This window comes from Actinophytocola sp. (genome assembly GCF_050699935.1).
In the GTDB taxonomy this organism is placed as follows: domain Bacteria; phylum Actinomycetota; class Actinomycetes; order Mycobacteriales; family Pseudonocardiaceae; genus Actinophytocola.
The window spans coordinates 28,819-46,117 of record NZ_JBOHGB010000043.1; the positions used below are offsets into that span (position 1 = coordinate 28,819).

Annotated in this window: 14 protein-coding genes; 3 read left to right on the forward strand and 11 right to left on the reverse strand. The window is 70.1% G+C overall.

Annotated features, from left to right (window positions below; genetic code table 11):
• The 5 genes from ACRDTB_RS16375 to ACRDTB_RS16395 form a co-directional block, all read right to left on the reverse strand.
• Complete coding sequence (locus ACRDTB_RS16375) at positions 1-1,299, reverse strand: aromatic ring-hydroxylating oxygenase subunit alpha (RefSeq protein ID WP_431431162.1); 1,299 nt, start codon at positions 1,297-1,299, stop codon at positions 1-3.
• A complete protein-coding gene (locus tag ACRDTB_RS16380) occupies positions 1,296-3,407 on the reverse strand; it encodes an acetate--CoA ligase family protein (RefSeq protein WP_431431163.1) in 2,112 nt (703 codons plus the stop codon). Before ACRDTB_RS16380 ends, ACRDTB_RS16375 begins: the two co-directional genes overlap by 4 nt.
• Positions 3,407-4,630 (reverse strand): thiolase family protein, encoded by a 1,224-nt coding sequence (locus ACRDTB_RS16385; protein WP_431431165.1) that lies wholly within the window; start codon positions 4,628-4,630, stop codon positions 3,407-3,409. The genes ACRDTB_RS16380 and ACRDTB_RS16385 overlap by 1 nt, the downstream gene beginning before the upstream one ends.
• 11 nt (positions 4,631-4,641) lie before the next feature.
• On the reverse strand, positions 4,642-5,073 hold the full coding sequence (locus ACRDTB_RS16390) for a Zn-ribbon domain-containing OB-fold protein (protein ID WP_431431166.1): 432 nt from the start codon (positions 5,071-5,073) through the stop codon (positions 4,642-4,644).
• 234 nt (positions 5,074-5,307) lie between these two features.
• Positions 5,308-6,087: an IclR family transcriptional regulator domain-containing protein gene (locus ACRDTB_RS16395; protein WP_431431168.1), complete on the reverse strand. Its 780-nt coding sequence runs from the start codon at positions 6,085-6,087 to the stop codon at positions 5,308-5,310.
• Positions 6,088-6,305: 218 nt separating this feature from the next.
• Between ACRDTB_RS16395 and ACRDTB_RS16400 the strand changes: the two genes are divergently transcribed.
• Positions 6,306-7,496 (forward strand): MFS transporter, encoded by a 1,191-nt coding sequence (locus tag ACRDTB_RS16400; protein ID WP_431431169.1) that lies wholly within the window; start codon positions 6,306-6,308, stop codon positions 7,494-7,496.
• 213 nt (positions 7,497-7,709) lie between these two features.
• Here ACRDTB_RS16400 and ACRDTB_RS16405 read toward each other — a convergent pair whose 3' ends face one another.
• Positions 7,710-7,901: a putative quinol monooxygenase gene (locus ACRDTB_RS16405; protein ID WP_431431170.1), complete on the reverse strand. Its 192-nt coding sequence runs from the start codon at positions 7,899-7,901 to the stop codon at positions 7,710-7,712.
• Positions 7,902-8,004: 103 nt separating this feature from the next.
• Positions 8,005-9,030, reverse strand: coding sequence for an ornithine cyclodeaminase (locus ACRDTB_RS16410; protein ID WP_431431171.1), 1,026 nt, complete (start codon positions 9,028-9,030; stop codon positions 8,005-8,007).
• 90 nt (positions 9,031-9,120) lie between these two features.
• On the opposite strand from ACRDTB_RS16410, the gene ACRDTB_RS16415 reads away from it, so the two are divergent.
• Together ACRDTB_RS16415 and ACRDTB_RS16420 are read left to right on the forward strand one after the other, a co-directional pair.
• Positions 9,121-9,909, forward strand: coding sequence for an IS110 family transposase (locus tag ACRDTB_RS16415; RefSeq protein WP_431431172.1), 789 nt, complete (start codon positions 9,121-9,123; stop codon positions 9,907-9,909).
• 86 nt (positions 9,910-9,995) lie between these two features.
• A complete protein-coding gene (locus ACRDTB_RS16420; RefSeq protein ID WP_431431173.1) occupies positions 9,996-10,751 on the forward strand; it encodes a thioesterase II family protein in 756 nt (251 codons plus the stop codon).
• A 10-nt stretch (positions 10,752-10,761) separates the two neighbouring features.
• Here the strand turns inward: ACRDTB_RS16420 and ACRDTB_RS16425 are convergent, their stop codons facing one another.
• From ACRDTB_RS16425 to ACRDTB_RS16440, 4 genes are all read right to left on the reverse strand, one after another.
• On the reverse strand, positions 10,762-11,862 hold the full coding sequence (locus ACRDTB_RS16425; RefSeq protein ID WP_431431174.1) for a branched-chain amino acid aminotransferase: 1,101 nt from the start codon (positions 11,860-11,862) through the stop codon (positions 10,762-10,764).
• A gap of 19 nt (positions 11,863-11,881) precedes the next feature.
• Positions 11,882-13,144: a cytochrome P450 gene (locus tag ACRDTB_RS16430; RefSeq protein WP_431431175.1), complete on the reverse strand. Its 1,263-nt coding sequence runs from the start codon at positions 13,142-13,144 to the stop codon at positions 11,882-11,884.
• Between the two features lie 39 nt (positions 13,145-13,183).
• Positions 13,184-14,989, reverse strand: coding sequence for an amino acid adenylation domain-containing protein (locus ACRDTB_RS16435; protein ID WP_431431176.1), 1,806 nt, complete (start codon positions 14,987-14,989; stop codon positions 13,184-13,186).
• A partial coding sequence (locus tag ACRDTB_RS16440; protein ID WP_431431177.1) for a penicillin acylase family protein occupies positions 14,986-17,299 on the reverse strand: 2,314 nt, incomplete at its 5' end. The genes ACRDTB_RS16440 and ACRDTB_RS16435, both read right to left, overlap by 4 nt.

Here is a 17,299-nt window from a genome sequence, read left to right on the forward strand (position 1 = left end):
TCACCGTGCCTCCCCGCCACGCATCAGCTGCCGCCACTCGCGGTACTGGGCCCGCTGCGTCGTCTCGTCGGTCGAATGTCCGCGAACCTCACCGGATTCCAGACGCTCCTCGCGGTGCATGCCGCGGGACATCTCCAACCACGGGTCGACCGTCGCCTGTGCGCCCGTCTGCACGCACAGGAACGCCTCGATGTCGTCCGGCGCGCCGAAGCTGGCGGGTCCGAAGAACCGCTCGTGCTCCTTGAGCCGGTCGATGTTCAGCTGGTCGTCGACCCCCTGCAGGTGGACGGGATGGACATCGACGTACGTGTGGTCCAGCCGTACCGGCCGAACGACCCTGATGTGCGACTCGAAGAGGAAGAGGTTGGGAAAGATGAAGATGTTGCGCTGCATCATGATGTCGCGAACGCGATCGCCGTCGTGCTGGCGTCGGAGTGCCTCGGCGAACTCGGGATGCCGACTGAAGTCGTAGGTGCCGAGCATCCCGCTCTCCCGCTCCAGCAACGCGTCGCCGCAGGGCAGCCCGATCGCGTAGTTGTGCGCGCTCACGTTGTTGCGCGCGCGGGTTATGTCGGTGGCCTTGCGTTCGCCGGACCGTTCGAGGATCTTCGTGAACGACTCGTGGATGTAGTTGCCGTGGTATCCGTCGACGCCGTTCTCCATCTGGAACTTCCAGTTGGCCTCGTAGGAGTACCGATGCGCCGCGGACGCGATGTCGTAGCGCCCGGTCGGCGAGCGGTCACACCACAGGTCTATGTAGCGCCGAACTCCGTCGAGCCGGTCCAGCAGCGGCACGGCATCCGGATCGAGCGTGCCGAAGATCAGTCCCCGATAGCTCTCCACCCGCACCGGTGGCAGCCGCAGCCCCCAGCTCATGAAGTCGTCCGGGTAGCCCTGCCGCTGGGCCGCACCGATCAGCGTGCCGTCGTTGCGGTAGACCCAACCGTGATAAGGGCAGCGGAAGGTCGTCGCCCGTCCGCGTTCCTCCCGGCAGACCACCGACGCTCGGTGCGCGCACCGGTTGAGCATCGCCGCGATCTCCCCGCCATCGGTCCGGGTGACGATCACCGGCTGCAGTCCCATGGTCGTGGTGAGATAGTCGCCCGGCTCGGGGATCGAGCCCTCGTAACCGAGGAAGAGCCAGCAGCGCCCGAAGATCCTGGACAGCTCCAACTCGAAGATCCTCGGTGAGGTATAGACGGCTGAGTGGAGCCGGAAGCGAGTGTCGGTCTCCCACACCAGGCTCTCCGCCGCACCGGGGATGCTCGTGGTGTCAGCCGGGGCTTGGGTGACGGTCACGGTCGTTCCACCTCTCTGGTCATGGACGGCTGCTGATCGGCCGGCTCGGCGAGGGCGTCGACCAGCCACAGACCTTCGCCCGTGCGACCGAGCAGCACCGGGTTCAGGTCCAGTTCGGCGATCCCGTCGCTCGCCTCGAACAGGCGCGCGACGCGTACCACCAGAGCGACGAAGGCGTCGACGTCGTATCCCCCGTCCACAAGCGACCTCATTCCCGAGGTCAGCACGGCCGACCGGACGTCCGCGCCGTCGAGGAATCGGGCGGACATGAACCTGGCGCCGCCGAGGGACTCGACGTTCGTGCCACCCAGTCCGACGGCGATCAGTGGCCCGAGCGCCGGATCACGAACCCCGCCGACGAACAGCTCCCGAACGTCGCCGACCACCTGCCGCTGCACGAGAAAGCCACGAATGCGGGCGGACGGCACATGCCGGAGCACGTCGCCTCGGATGGTCGGCAGCGCGCTCGCCAACTCGTCGAGCGAGCCGACACCGGTTCGTACTCCACCCGCGTGGGACTTGTGCGGGACATCCGGCGAGTCCACCTTGACCACAACCGGAAACCGCAGCCCGGCATCGTCCAGTGAGGACAGCTCGCTTTCCGAGTCCAGATGGCGCTGCTCGACCACGGGGAAGTCGCGCGCGCTGAGCTCCGCGAGTAGGTCCTGTTCCGACCAGGCGCGCACGGCGAGACCGGTCTCGGGCCGTGAGCCGATGCCACCAGATCTCCGTGCCACCGATCGCAGGTACACCTCCTGGCGAAGCACGTTGCCCACACCCGTCAGAGCGATGTCCAGTCCGTCGACGAGCGGGCATCCGCCCAGCGTCCTCGCCCACTCCGCGCTCACCGTGCCGGGCATGACGGTCGCGGCCACGAGCGGGGTGCGGCCGCGGTAGTTGGTGGCGGCGCGCGCGACCGCGGCGATGGCCGGGACCGTGCGCTCCGGCGTGCGGAACAACGGGAGGGCCACGAGCATGGCGTCCACGCCATCGTCGCTGTCGAGTGCGTCGAGCACCGCGCCGGCCGACTCCGCGGTGGGCGTGATCAAGTCGACCGGGTTGCCGATCGCCGCGTGCTCAGGCAGGACCGCGGCCAGCTTCGCGGTCGTGGCGTCTTCCAAAGTGGACAGAGGAACCGCCCGGCGTTCAGCCAGGTCGGCACCGAGCGCGGCCGTGCCGCCCGAACACGCGACGACGGCGACGCGCCCCGCCCTACCGTGCAGTGCGGAGACCAGGATCAGCGCGGTGAGGAAGTCGGGCAGGTCGTCGGCGAGCACGCCGCCGCACTGCTCGACCACTCCGCGGAACCGTTCGTAGCTCGTGCCGAGGTTGCCCGTATGTGATCGCGCGGCGCGCATCCCGGCCGCCGCGCGGCCCAACTTCAGGAACACCACGCGCTTGCCCCGCTTGACGGCGTGCCGAGTCGCGGCCAGCATGTCGGGGCCGTCCCGGAAACCCTCCACGACCAGGCCGATGACCTCGACCCGATCGTCATCGGCGAGCACCCTGGTGTAGTGGGCCATGGACGTGACGGTCTCGTTGCCGCTGGAGACGGCAACGCCGATCCCTACTCCACGAACCGCGGCGGCCTCGAGCAGCACGGCGAGCAGTCCGCCGCTCTGGGACACGATCGCCACCCGGCCAGCGGCGAGATCCTCGGGTATCCCACCGGAATACGGCGTCACGCCGTCGAGCAGGTTGGCCACGCCGAGGCAATTGGGGCCCGCGACGGCCAGTCCGGACGACAGTCCGATGTCCCGCACCCGCCGGGCGAGCGTGGGACCCGTGTCGTCCGCGGACTCCTCGAACCCGGTGGCGAACACGACCGCGGCAGGCACGCCGGCCGCGGCGGCATCGGCGAGGACGTCTGGCACGCGTTCTCGACGCACGCAGACGACGGCACAGTCGATCCGCTCGTCGATCTCCGCGATGGACGGATGACAGGGCCGATCGAACACCTCGCGCGTCGTCGGATGTACCAGGTGCAGCCGGGCGGCGGTACGCCGCGAGCCGGCGAGGTTGCTCCACACCGCACGCGCGAACGCGGACTTCTCCGACGCTCCGACCAGAGCCAGCGTGCGGGGCGCGAGCAGCTCACGGACGCCCATCAGGCACTCCGCTCGAAGATGGCGACCGTGTGGGCGGCGAGCACGCCGCCGTGCGAGTGGACCAGAGCGGTTCGGGGGTCCTCGACCTGGCGTCCTTTCGCCACCCCGTCGAGCTGCTCGAGGCTCTCGATCACGCAGTCCATGATGCAGTTCAGATGGGACTGTCCGAACGAGAGACTGCCGCCGTGGGTGTTGAACGGTAGGCCGCCGTCGAAGTCGATGCCGCCGCCGAGAACCCAGTCCGCCACCTGGCCGGGTGGGCACAGCTCGAGTTCCTCGAGCACCATGAGGATCGCGAACGCGAACGGCAGCGGCGTGTTGACGATGTCCAGGTCCGCGGCGGAGATCTCGCCGAACTCGTACGCCTGCCGCGCGGCCAGCGCCGCCGCGGTCACCGTCAGGTTCGGACCATCGGCCCACGGGCCGAAGCCGTACAGGCCCATCCGCCCGGAGATGTACTCGTGCGTCACGCACTCCCCCACCGACCGCACCAGGATGGCGGGCCGTCCGGTCCACGGCACGTCCGCGGCCCTGGCCAGCACGACCGCTCCCGCGCGGCCGCCCTTGTAGAAGGGCGCGCAGTGCAGCAGCCGGCTGGGTGAGGCGATCATCGGTGACTCCAGCACCTGCTGCTTGGTGAGCTCGCCCTTGTGCCGCATGGTCGCGTCCGGGTGCCGCAGTGCCCACTTGCGGTTCTCGACCGCGATGTGCGCCAGGGCCTCCTCGCCGATCTTCCGCTCGTACAGGTAGCGCTGGCCCACCTGCGCGTAGAGGGCCGGTGTGATCGGTTTGTACGGCGCCTCGAAGTGCGTGTCCGACTCGAGGTTCGCGTTCTGGCCCGCCTCGTCGTGGATCCACAGGGCCCCGGCATCGCCACTGGCGAGCAGGACGTAGTCGGCGAGTCCTCGTTCCAAGAGGAGTGCGCCGTACTTGAAGCCGCTGAGCATGCCGGCGCCGTGATTGGTGATCGATGTCGTCGACGTGGGAGCGATCTTCAACTCCTCGACGATCTTCTGGTTGAACTGGAGGACGTGGTCGGCCGACGGCGGACGATGCGTGATCACGGCGTCGATCCGCCGCCGGTCGACTCCGGCCATGTCCACCGCACCGCCGATGGCCTCGTTGACCAACCCCAACGTGCTCTTGGGCCGTTCGTCCGGCGCGAGCGGCAGGGTCTGAGCCGCGGCTGCGTACCCGGCGACGACGATGTCCTCGAACGGCACGACAGGCCCTCCTAGTTCGTGCGTGTCTGGTACTTGAGCAGCACGCCCTGTTCGGTCTGGACGAACAACGGTTCAACCGGAAGTCCGATGTGTACCCCTTCGGCCGGGACGATCTCGGTGAACAGGTACGTCTCGACGTCGGCGAGCTCGACGAGCGCGAACGTGCGCGGCATCGTCATGTCCGGGTCCTTCGCCCGGTACGCCGTGCTGTACGTGTAGACGGTCCCGCTGCCCGGCACCTCTCGCCACGTGAGGCCACCGGCAAAGCAGTTGGCGCAGGTTCCCTGTCGGGGATGGCTGTATCGGCCGCATCGTTCGCAGTACCGGATCACCACCCGCCGCTCGGCGACCTGCGACCAGAAGTACTCCGCCTCCGGGCTGACGTCGTAGACACCGACCTGAAGATCGTCGACCTTCAGGTAGCGGGGCTCTCCCAGCGCCATTGATGTCCTCCTGGCCCCTCGAGACAACGTTCCGGCGAGCGTCCACGATGCGAACCATGGTGCTTATAGTGAACACTACCCGGCGTGCCGGCACCCGGTCAACGACGCGTCATCACGAGGCGTGCTGGTACCGAGGACATGACGAGAGAACGGATCGGACCAATGCCTGAACGATCTACAGGGCCATCCGCCAAGACGCGCGCCGGCGGCACCAGGAGTGCGCGCGGTGTCAGCTCAACGCTTGGCGGCGAGGGCGGTCTCGATCTCCTGCGCGGCCTCCTGGAGCCGTGGCAGGAAAGTCTTGCGAAGGCTGGCGAGCCCGACTCGGGAAGCATGCGCGGCGGCGTTGACCGCGGCTACGACGTTTCCGGTCCCGTCTCGCACCGGGACCGCCACGGAGCGGACGCCGATCTCCATCTCCTGGTCGACCAGGCAATAGCCGTCTCGGCGAACCTTGGCCAGCAGCTCGCGAAGGGCGTCCTTCTCGACGACCGTCCGGCCGGTCTCCCGGTGGAACTCCGCGGTCCGCAGGTACTCGTCCAGTTCGGCCTCGGACAGGCCGGCGAGCAGAACGCGTCCCAGCGAGGTCAAGTACGCCGGGAGCCGCGTACCGACGGTGAGCGTGATGCTCATGACCCGGCTCGTCTGCACCCGTGCGATGAAGAAGATGTCGTGGCCGTCCAGGACGGCGGCAGAGCAGGCCTCGTGGAGCTCCTCGGCGACGGGAGCCAGACACTCCTGCGCGATGTCGGCGATCGAAACCGACGACAGGTACGCGTAACCAAGCTCGAGTACCCGTGGCCGCAAGTGGAATCGGCCGTTTTGCGAACCGACATAACCGAGCGTTTTAAGAGTATGCAGGAATCGCCTCGCGGTGGACCGGGTCAGCCCGGTCGCGTGCGCGACTTCGGCGATGGTGAGGTTGGGCGTGCTCGCCGTGAAGCAGCGCAGCACACCGAGCCCGCGACTCAGCGACTGAACATACGATTCCTGTCGCTCGCTATCGCCTGTCACCTTTTCCTCCGCTCCATATGGAGGTGTTCGGCCAATCGGTCCCGCGCAGACTACCCGTACCAAAGGACGCTGTCACGAGCCGATATGCACACGCTCCATGCTCACCGCGCGGCGTCTCGCCACGGGGTCACCGCATATAGTAGCCCCGTCTGGGCCACGCTCGCCGCGACCGCCCGGACGTGCGATGAGCCGCGACGACCCCGACGAAGCGCGGCCTGATGGTCGAGGACCAGCTGCCGGAAGCGCGGCACCAGTCGAACATCGTCGCAATTCTCGCACTGGCGATGATAGTCAGTTCGACCATGCAGTTCAGCCTGGGTGTACTCGCGCCGAACATTACGAACGATCTCCAAATCAGCCCGGCCGTGTTCGGATTGTTGCCGACCGTGCTCTTCGCGGTCGCCATTGTGACCTCGGTGTTTTCGTCACGTATTCTCAACGGGCTGGGAATCGAGCGTTCGGTGCTGGCGGTGTTCGTGGTGACGGCTGCCTGTTTCGGGCTCATCATGTACACCAGGAGCCACGTAGCGCTGTTTTTCGTAGTAGGCGCGATGGGCGTGGCACTCGCGATCGGCAACCCGGCGACCAATCAGGCGATCGTCGCCTACGTCGCGCCGAGGCACCACGGTCGGGCGGTCGGTGTGAAACAGGCAGGCGTTCAGGTCGCGGCACTACTGACGGGAGCGACCTTGCCGCCGCTCGCGGACATGTGGGGATGGAGAGCAGCCGCGCAGGCCGTCACGATTCTGTCCATCGCCGGCCTCGTATACACGTTGCTGTTCTTTCGCGGGGCCGGACTCGTGGCGCGAGATGTCCACAAAGGATCTAGTCCCCAGCCCACTGCGCACACCGGTGCACTGACGCTCGGCGTCTACGGCCTGCTCATGGGCATCGGAATGGGCGCCACCAACGGGTTCCTGCCTTTGTACGCCCATTCCGTTCTCAGCTTCGACGAGCGCACGGCGGGCTTGCTGATCTCGTGCGTAGGTCTGCTGGGAATCGTTTCCCGGTATCTGTGGGGATGGCTGGGCGGCAGGCTAGGGGACCCCGCCGGTGCCCTGGCGACGCTCGCAATCGCGGCCGCGCTGTCAGAGGTGCCGATCATAGTGTCCGCATTCGGCATGAGCTGGCTCGTGTGGATCGGCGCCGTGGGGCTCGGGCTCACCGCCGTGGCGTGGAACTCCGTGGCCATGGTCGCGGTGCTCAGGCACACCAGCCGCGAAGGCACGGCGCGGCTCACCGGTCGCGTCATGCTCGGCTTCTTCCTCGGCCTCCTCACCGGCCCCGCCGCGATGGGCTTCATCACGACGACGGCGTCCTACCCGGTCGGCTGGCTGACCGTACTCGCCTGCTTCGCCGCGGCGAGATTGGTCATCCACCGACCAACCACACCACATCCGAATCGCTAGAGTCCAGACAGGAACCCAGTGGCACTCCCAACGACAGCCGAGCGGGCCGGAGGCCATGCCCGCGGGCCCACCAGCCTGAGGAACAGCTCGACCGCGTCCCCACGTCGCGAGGTCCCCGCTGACGGCCGGCAGTGCCGGGCGTAGTCGCACTCGGTGAAAGTGATCCGCGAATGGCAGGTGCCGCTGAAGGCGACGGTGTGGCACGCGGTCAGGTCAGTGGGTGCACGCCTGCGGCTCCCCGCGCTCGAAGCTAAGGATGCGGCCGACGTCCACCAGATCGGCGGAGATGGCGAAGTCGAGGCAGCCGGGCGCACGGCGCGCCTGGTCGACGACGCTCACGCATTCCGCGAGGTAGGACTCGCGCTGCCGCGGATCGACGACGACATGTCCCGCGACGATCACCATGAGCCGCTCCTTCGCTGGTCGAACCGGTGGTCGCAAGGTATGACCAGCCGGCCCGGCCGAACTCACCGGCGGGCGTAGGACGAAGATCCGCCGGTCCGGCGGGTCAGCGGGGCAGGAGAGTGCCGGCGCCGGATTCCTCGGCGGTTCGGTAGACGCGGGTGGCGAGGGCGACGTCGTGGACACCCATGCCGAACGGGTTGATCACGGTGCGGTCGGGGGCGGCGAACGGCCGCGAGTAGCCTCCAGACAGCAGCGTGGCCAGGTCGGTGTCGATCTGGCGGGCACCGAGCTTGTGCACACCGGGTGCGGTGGCGCGCCCGGCGCCGATGAGCCTGCCCAGCAGCCGCGATCGGTCCTCGCTCACCAGGTGCCAGTCGTCGATCACGAGGTGTTCGGCGCCCAGCAACACATCCTCCGCCGCGTCGTCCAGGGAGACGTTCAGGAACACGGCTCCCGCCGGCAACCATGCCAGGGGCACGTACGATGTCGTGGTGGTGGTGGCCGCGACGGTGACCGGGGCGTCGCTGACCGCGGCTCGCGGCTCGGTGACCACCTCCACCTCCACGCCGGGCGCTGAGTCGGCGAACTCCCTGGCACGGGCGGGATCCTGGTCGTAGGCCAGCACGGAGTCGACGGCACCGTTGGCGCGCAACAACTCCAGGTGCGTCCGCGCCTGCCGGCCGCACCCGAGGAACGCGACGCGGCGCACCGACACGAGCGGCCGCACCGCCCGCAGCGCCGCCACGGACACGGCCGCCGTGCGCAGGGCGCTGATCCTGGCTCCCTCCATGATGCACACCGGCGCCGCGGTTTCCCTGTCGTACAACAGGATCAGGCCACCCGCGCGGGGCAGCCCCCGATCGGGGTTGCCGACGCACGCGTTGATGATCTTGCAGCCGTACGCGCCGTCGTGGTGGGCGGGGAGGACCAGGCTCCGCGCGGCGGTCCCGTCCGGCGCGGTCCAGCGCAACGCCGCCTCCGGCGCCACCGCCGACCGGCCGTCGCGGACGGCGAGGAAGGCCTCCGTCACCACCTCGAGCGGGTCGATCTTCGCGCACAGCTCGGCGACCTGTGCGCCGTCGAGGTACCGCAGCGGCGTTCGCACCATGTCCACATCAGGTCCCGTCATCGGCTACCCCTAAGTTCATGATCTTCAGGGAGTCGCCCTGGATGCCCGGAGACGACGAGGCGTGGCTGATCGGCGACCGCCGTTGTGGGAGTGATCAAGGAAGAGCGGCAGCTGACCATTCCCGAGATGGTGTGGATCGGTGCCGATGTCGGCAAGACGGCTCACCACCCCACGGCCGTGGACGCTGACGGCATTGTGCTGTGGTCCGTGCAGGTCAGCAAACGACCAGGCGGCCCGCTGCTCGCGTTGTTGGTCACTACGGACCAACCGGTGGGGTACGTGCCCGGCCGGATGGCCGGCGCGTTCGGCGAGTGCAAGACCGACGCTCGCGACGCCAAGGTCATCGCCGAGACCGCCCGGCCGCGGCGCGACCCGCGCGAGATCGCGACGCCAGACCAGCTCGTCGTGGAGCGGTCCGTGCTGACCGGGCATCGGACCGTCCTCGTCGCCGGGTACTGCACGCCCGAGGCGATCCGGCAGGCCGGTGAACAGGGCCTCACCGACCACCTGCGGGAACACGGCACGCACCGCGCGTCGATCCCCACCGTCCGCACCCTTGACAAGACTCTCGCCGAGCGGTTCCGTGCCCACCCGACCACGAAGATCATCGAGAGCATGCCCGGCACGGGACCCACGCTCGGCGCCGAATTCCTCGCCGGCGACCTGACCGTCTTCGGCAGCCCGGCCCGCCTGGCCGCCTGCTCCAGCCTCAGAATCGACGGACCATCCCGCGAGCTCTGCCAACGAAGGCGTTCCGAACACCAACGCCACGCCAAAGCGATCATCGCGCTCGCCCGACGCCTCGTGGACGTCCTGTGGGCACTGCCGCGCGAGAACCGACTCCGGCAACCCGCCGCGCCGAATGCGGCCATCGCTTGACAGGATCATCATTGAGATCCACCCGTCGGGCGCGGGCCTGTCGCGGAACTTGAAGTAACCACGGGGTTTCCTCTACGTTCGTCCACATGAGTGAGTCGCGCCGGGCAAGGCCGCCTCGCTGGCTGTTGCGCCGGCCGGATCCCGAGGCCCGGGCCCGTCTCTTCCTGTTCCCCTACTCGGGCTGTGGCGCCTCGATGTACCAGGCGTGGCCGAGGAAGGTCGGCGACATCGACGTCTGCCTGATCCAGCCGCCCGCACGCCAGAACCGGATCGCCGAGCCGCACTACGAGACCTACGAGAACATGGCGGAAGGGCTCATCGAGTACCTGCGCCCGCATCTCGACCGGCCGTTCGCGTTCTTCGGCCACTGCGGCGGCGCGCTGCCCGGCGTCGAGGTGACCCGGCAGCTCGCCGCGGCCGGACTTCCCTTGCCTACCAGGGTCTTCGTCTCCTCGCAGGTCGCGCCGCACGACGGTCCGTACGGCAGGTTGCTCGAGCTCGACGCCGACGGGCTGCGGGTGGAGCTGGGCCACATCATCACCAGGCTCGGCGGCGAGCCGACGGGCGCGCTGATCGAGATGGGGCTCGAGGTGCTCGTCAACGACATCGAGGCGAACAAGCGCTACTCCCCCGGCGCCATCACCATCCCGGCCGGGATCACCGCGATCGGCTGGAGCGAGGACCCGGAGATCCCCATGAAGCTCATGGGTGGCTGGACGGACACGTCGGCGGACTGCCGCCACGTCGAGCTGCCGGGCGGGCACTTCGAGTTCATGTCCGCACCGGAGACCCTGCTCGCCGAGATCCGTGCCGACCTCGGCGAGCAGATTGCCACCGCGTAGTGACGGCACCTCAGCCGATCCCGCGCATCCAGCCATAAGGATCGGGCACACGCCCTTCCTGGATGCCGGTGAGCCGGTCGCGCAGCCGCATCGTCACGGGGCCAGGCTCGCCGTCGGCGACGGTGAACCCGCCCTCGCTGTGGCGGACGGCGCCGACCGGCGTGATGACGGCGGCCGTGCCGCAGGCGAACACCTCGGTCAGCGCGCCGGACGCGGCCGCGGCCTGCCATTCCTCTGTAGACACCCGGCGCTCCTCGACCGCGAGGCCGAGATCGGTCGCCAGGCGCAACACGGAGTCACGGGTGACACCGGGCAGCAGTGTCCCGGTGAGACCGGGCGTGACGACCCGCGCGTCGGTGCCGGAGCCGAAGACGAAGAACAGGTTCATCCCGCCCATCTCCTCGATCCACCGACGCTCGACCGCGTCCAGCCACACGACCTGGTCGCAGCCCGCCGCCTTCGCCTGTGCCTGCGCCACGAACGTACCGGCATAGTTTCCGGCGAACTTCGCCGCCCCGGTGCCGCCCGGCGCGGCACGCACGTACTCGCGGGACAGCCACACGCTCACCGGTGTGACGCCGCCGGTGAAGTACGGGCCGGACGGCAACGCGACGACGACATAGGTGTACTCGGTTCCGGGGGTGACGAGCAGGTCGGTGGACGTCGCGATCATCAACGGCCGCAGGTACAGCGACTGCCCGTCGCCGGCGGGGATCCAGCGGTCCTCGACGGCGATGAGCTCGGACAGCGACGACACGAACAGGTCCTCGGGCAGCTCCGGCATGGCGAGGCGGCGCGCGGAGTCCCGGAACCGGGCGGCGTTCGCCTCCGGCCGGAACGTGGCGACGGACCCGTCGGGCTGCCGGTACGCCTTGAGGCCCTCGAAGATGGCCTGCCCGTAGTTGAGCACGTTGGCGCACGGGGCGATCCGCAGGTCCTCGTACGGGCGGATTTCCCCGTCGTGCCAGCCGTTCTCCGGGTCGAAGTCGATCGTCACCATGTGGTCGGTGACGTGCTTGCCGAACCCGGGATCAGCGAGGATCTCCGCGATCCGTGCCGGTGTGGCGGGGTTCTGGTGCGGGGTGTGGCGGAACACCGTCGCCAGCGTCATGGTCGTCTGCTCCCTCCGGTCACCGCGCTGGCCCGACCGGCTGCCTGCGCCTGGCGACGACCGGGAGGTGCTTCATCCCGGCGATGAAGTTCGAGTGCAGGTGCTCCGGCTCCCCCGCCAGCTCGAACCCGGCGAACTGCTCGAACAGCTCCTCGAAGAACACCCGCAGGGTGATCCGGGCGACCGCGTGGCCGACGCAGTAGTGCGGTCCGACGCCGAAAGCGAGGTTGCGCTCCTTCGACGTGCGGCGCAGGTCGAAGGAGTACGGGTCGGGGAAGACGGTGGCGTCGCGGTTCGCGGAGCCGAGCCACGCGGCGACGGGCTCGCCCTTGCGAATCGTGGTGCCGCTCAGCTCGACGTCGACCTTGGCGTAGCGCATGAAATGGCTCGCGGGCGAGCTCCAGCGCAACGCCTCCTCGATGCCGCTCTCCAGCAGCTCGGGGTGGGCGGCCCACTCGTCGTAGAGGTCGTGCTCGACCAGCTCCACGATGGCGGCGTTGGGCACGTGCGGGGTGGTGACGTTCGCGCCGAGCAGCAGGCTGTAGCAGTTGGACACGATCTCACCGGGCCGCAGCCGCCTGCCGTCCTCGAGCTCCATGGTGCGCAGGATGTCGATGAGGTCGCCGGTGCCGCCACCGACGCGGCGGGTCATGGCCTCCTCGAACGCGGCGAACAGCATGCGGTGCGCACGGTGCAGGGTCGCCTTGCCGCCCTCCGGCCGCACGAACTCCGGGTCGTCAGGTGCGATCGCCTGGCTGGTGAGGAAGGTGAGCTGCGGCCAGTCCTCCCGGTCCAGGCCCATGAGGGTGCCGGTGACCGCCATCGGGATCTTGGCGTTCATCTCGGCGAGGTCGACCACCTCGCCGTCGACCACGGCGTCGAAGAGCATCCTGATCTCCTTGCGGATCAGCTCCTCGTGCCGAGCCAGGATGCGGCTGTTGAGCGCGCGCTGCACCGGCGAGCGCATCTTCGTGTGCTTGGGCGGATCGGTGGCGGGCAGCTGTTGACCGCTCGCCGGGTCCTTCTTGCCGAGCAGGTTGAGCAGGGTGCCGTGTTCGGAGGTGAACACGTGGTGGTCCTTGAGGACCCTGGTGACGTCCACGAACGTAGTGGCGGACCAGAAGCCGAGCTCGGGCGTGACCTGCTGCCAGTGCACCGGGTCGTGCTCGCGCATGGCGTGCCAGATGGCGTGCGGGTCGCCCTCGCCGTGGATGGCGGCGTCCACGAGGTCGACCGAGTCCAGGTCGATGTCCTCAGCGCCCGTCGGCCGCGTGAGCTTCATGGGTTCCTCCTCCGTGAGTTGTAGCGGCGGCGGCCGGGCTCAGGCCGCTGGTCCGTCCTGGGCGGACAGTGCGGGAGACTTGTCGACGATCTCGGCGAGACCGGAGACGGTGGCGTTCTCGTAGAACAGGCGTGCGCCAGGCACGTCGACGTCGAGCGCGACGCGGATCTTGGCGAGCAGGTCGGTCGCCATCAGCGAGTTGCCGCCCAGCTCGAAGAAGTCGTCGTACACGCCGACCTCGCGGATCGCGAGCGCGTCGCTCCACATGTCGGCGAGCAGCGCCTCGACCGGGGTGCGGGGCGCCTCGAACTCGGTGTCGACCTCGCGGGGCGCCTGCTGGGGAGTCGGGAGCGCCTTGCGGTCGATCTTCTCGTTGCGGGTCAGCGGGAACTGGTCGAGGATCACGATGGCGGGCGGGATCATGTGCGCGGGCAGCCTGCGGTGCAGCGCGAGCCGCAGGTCGGCGAGCAGGTTCTCGTCGTCGCCCTCGGGGACGACGTAGGCGGCGAGCACCTTCTCGCCGGGCGTGATGTCCTCGCGGACCACCACGACGGCCTCCTTGACCCTCGGCTGCCCGGCGAGCACGGCCTCGATCTCGCCGAGCTCGACCCGGTAGCCGCCGACCTTCACCTGGTTGTCCCGGCGGCCGCGGAAGGTGAGCGCGCCGTCGGGCTCCCTGCGCACGACGTCGCCGATGCTGTACATGCGCTGACCGGGCTGGTACAGGTCCGGCATGAACTTCTCCGCCGTGAGCCCGGGGCGGCCGAGGTAGCCGCGAGCGAGGCCGGCGCCGGAGGTGAACAGCTCGCCCCACTCGCCGTCGGCCACCGGCTGGAGCTTGTCGTCGAGGACGTAGGTCCGGGTCCCGGTGATCGGGATGCCGATCGGCACCCGCTCGCCCACCGGCTCGGTGACGACGTGGCACGTGGTGAAGCAGGTGTTCTCGGTGGGCCCGTACCCGTTGACCAGCCGCAGGTTCGGATAGGTGCGGTGCACCCGGTTGATGTGCGCCGGCGACAGCACGTCACCGCCGGCCAGCAGCTGCCGCAGGCCGCCGAGGCCGTCGAGCTGGCCGTCGACCATGCGGTGGAACAGGCCGGTGGTCAGCCACAGGGTGGTGACCTCGTCACGGCGTAGGCACTCGGCGAGCGCGTCCAGCTCGAGCGTGCCGGGCTGGTAGATGACCAGCTTGCCGCCGTGGAGCAGCGCGCCCCAGATCTCGAACGTGGCCGGGTCGAAGGTCAGCGCGCACAGCTGCAGGATCGTCTCGTCGGGACCGAAGTGCGCGTAGTCACCGTCCTGGACGAGCCGCGTCACGCCGCGGTGCGGGACGGAGACACCCTTCGGCTTGCCGGTCGAACCGGACGTGTAGCAGACGTAGGCCGTGCTGTCGGCGATCGTGGCCGGGTCGAGCGGCGTCGGGTCCACCGGCTCCGGCAGCGGCGCCGCGTCCAGCGACAGCACCTCGGCGTCCACGGCGGGCAAGGTCGCGGCGAGTCGCTCGTGGGTGAGCAGGATCCGCGTGCCGGCCTGGTCGAGCATGTACTGGAACCGCTCGACGGGCTCCTTGGCGTGGATCGGCAGGTACGCGCCGCCCGCCTTGAGGATCGCGAGCAGCGCGACGATCATCTCGAAGGAGCGGTCGATGCACACGCCGACGACGCACTCCGGCCCGACGCCCATCGCCACGAGGTGCCGGGCCAGGCGGTCGGACCGCTCGTCGAGGACCGCGTAGCTCAGGTCCTCGCCCAGGAACCGCAGCGCGGTCGCCTCCGGCCTGCTGCGCACCTGCTCGGCGAACAACTCGGTGATCGTTGCCTCCGGCCGCTCGTGCACCGTACTCATCGGCTCTCATCTCCTTCACAACCGAGCACGTCAGCTGTCTGGTGGACGCCCGCATCCGGACGCGGTCGGAGCACGAAGCCGCAGCCGTCGCGGCGGGCTCCTGGTCGGGGCGCGGACCGGGCAACCCAGGCGGCGTGCCGGTCGGCGTAGTGCGGGCTCAGCGGGTGGCCGGACTGGCCGGCGGGCACCGCGACGGAGGCGACGCCGGCCGCGGTGAGCACGATCCGGCCGGCGGCGCCGAACCCGGCCACGGCGGTTCGGACGCTGTGCAGCATCCCGGCCTGGGGACGGGGCCGGATGCCGAGCACGGCGTCGGCCCACGGCGCGAGTCCGGCGAGCGGGTGCCCGAGGCCGACCCGGTTGAGCCGGCCCCACCTGGGCGGGCGGGCGCCACCGGGGTCGCCACCGGGGCCGGCACTGGCGGTGGCGACGCAGCCGGTGACGAACGCGTCGACGTCGGTCACGCCGGCCGGCAGCAGGTCGGGGTCGCGGGCGTGGAGGATCGCGAGCAGTGGCCGGTCGAACGCGCGGAACGGAAAGCGGAACGCGGGGTCGGCGGCCCGGCACGCGACGAGGTAGGGCGTGAGCACGCGCCGGGCGAGCACGTCGCGCAGCCGCACCAGCGCGCCGAACGCGCGGGAGCGGGTGTCGGCGGTGCCGTCCCAGCCGGCGAGCAGCGTCGCGATCGGACCGGCGGGCAGTGCGGCGAGGGCGAGGTCGCGGTAGGGCAGGTACAGGTCCGCGGCGATGTCGTGTTGGAGCGCGTGCATGGCGGCCACGTCGGGGCGGTCGGCGGCGGTGAGCACGTCGCGGATGCGGCGGGCGCGGTAGCCGGGGTCGAGGTCGAGGCCGATGCGGTGGGGCTCCTCGGGCAGCGCTTCGTCGTTGGCGGACACCAGGATCCGGTCGGCCGGGTCGAGGACCCGGGGCCGTTCCGGGCCGGTGAGGTGCCCGTCGGCGAGGTCGGTGCGCGGGGTGGTCGGCTTCCGGCGCGGGAGCAGGCCCGTGGCGAGGTGTGCCAGGTGGCCCGCCACGTCGGTGACGAGCACGTTGAGCGCGACGCCGTCGGCGTCGTCGAGCACGGCGACGGCCTCGGCGACGTCGCGGGCGGCGGCGAGACGGTGGAGGCGGAGGTCGGCGGCACGCGGGTCGTGCCCGGTCCAGCGGACGGCGACCTGCTCACCGCACAGTGGCGCGCCGGCGACCGGCATGCCGCCGTCAGTGATGACGGTGACCTCGGCCGGCTCCGCGCGGCCGCGGACCCGGACCCGTTCGGTGGTGGTGGTCTGGCCGCCGGCGCTCGTGGGGACGAGGTCGAGCACGTCGGCGGTCAGGTTCGTGACCCCCCACGCGATTCGCCCGTTGGTGCCGGTGAGCACGACCGGCAGGCCGGGGGCGGCGAGGCCCCGCAACCTGGTGCCCGGCCAGGCCAGGTCGATCTCGTAGAGGACGTTCGGCACGCCGAGCGGCAGGTGGAGGTCGCACGCGAGGAGGGGGCTCTCGCCCCGCGCGGTGACCCAGCAGTTGGAGCCCGCGACGACCCGGTCGAGCACGACGAGGTCGTCATCCGGCACGTCCTCCGCCCGGTGCGCGGCCAGACCGGCCGGCACCGGCGGAGCGTTGCCGCCGGTGGTGGGTAGGAGGAAGTCTGCGATCTCGGCGGGCATCGTGCGACGCACGACCGCCTCGGCGCGCTTGGCCTGCTCGTTCCAGGACAGCGAGTGGAACAGGACGAGCGCGACGAGCAGGCTGTCCTCGACCCGCCACGGCTGGGGCCGGTAGGACAGGAACCGGCACTCGAACGGCGTCTCGTGCGCGAACGCGGCGTTGACGCCGTCGGCGAACGCGGTGAGCAGCGCGCGTTCCGGCTCGGCGAGCGTGGCGGCGGCCGCGGTGGCGGCCGAACCGAGCCCGAGCTCGCGGAACCGGATGTCCGAGGGCAGCGCGGTGCGACCCCATACCTCGGCGAGCCGGCCGCTTCCGGTGCGGCGCATGAGGTCCAGCTGGAAGCCGCGGTCGCGGCCCATGACGTGGCCGAGCGCGCGGACCGCGTCGTGGTAGCTCGTGGCGGTGACGCGGGTGACCCCGTCGCCCCCGGTCTCGGCGGTCACCTCGGCGGTCAGCCCGGGGATCACGGTGTCACCCGGGCACCGCGGCGCGGACGCGCGGAGCGCACGCAACATCCTGGCCTCGACGACGATCCGGCCCCGGTGGCGGCGCGCGTACGCCGCGACACCCACCGCGCCGGCGCCGAGCACCGCGACGGACGGCCACGGCGCGAGCGGCAGCCATCCCGCGGCGACCGAGAGC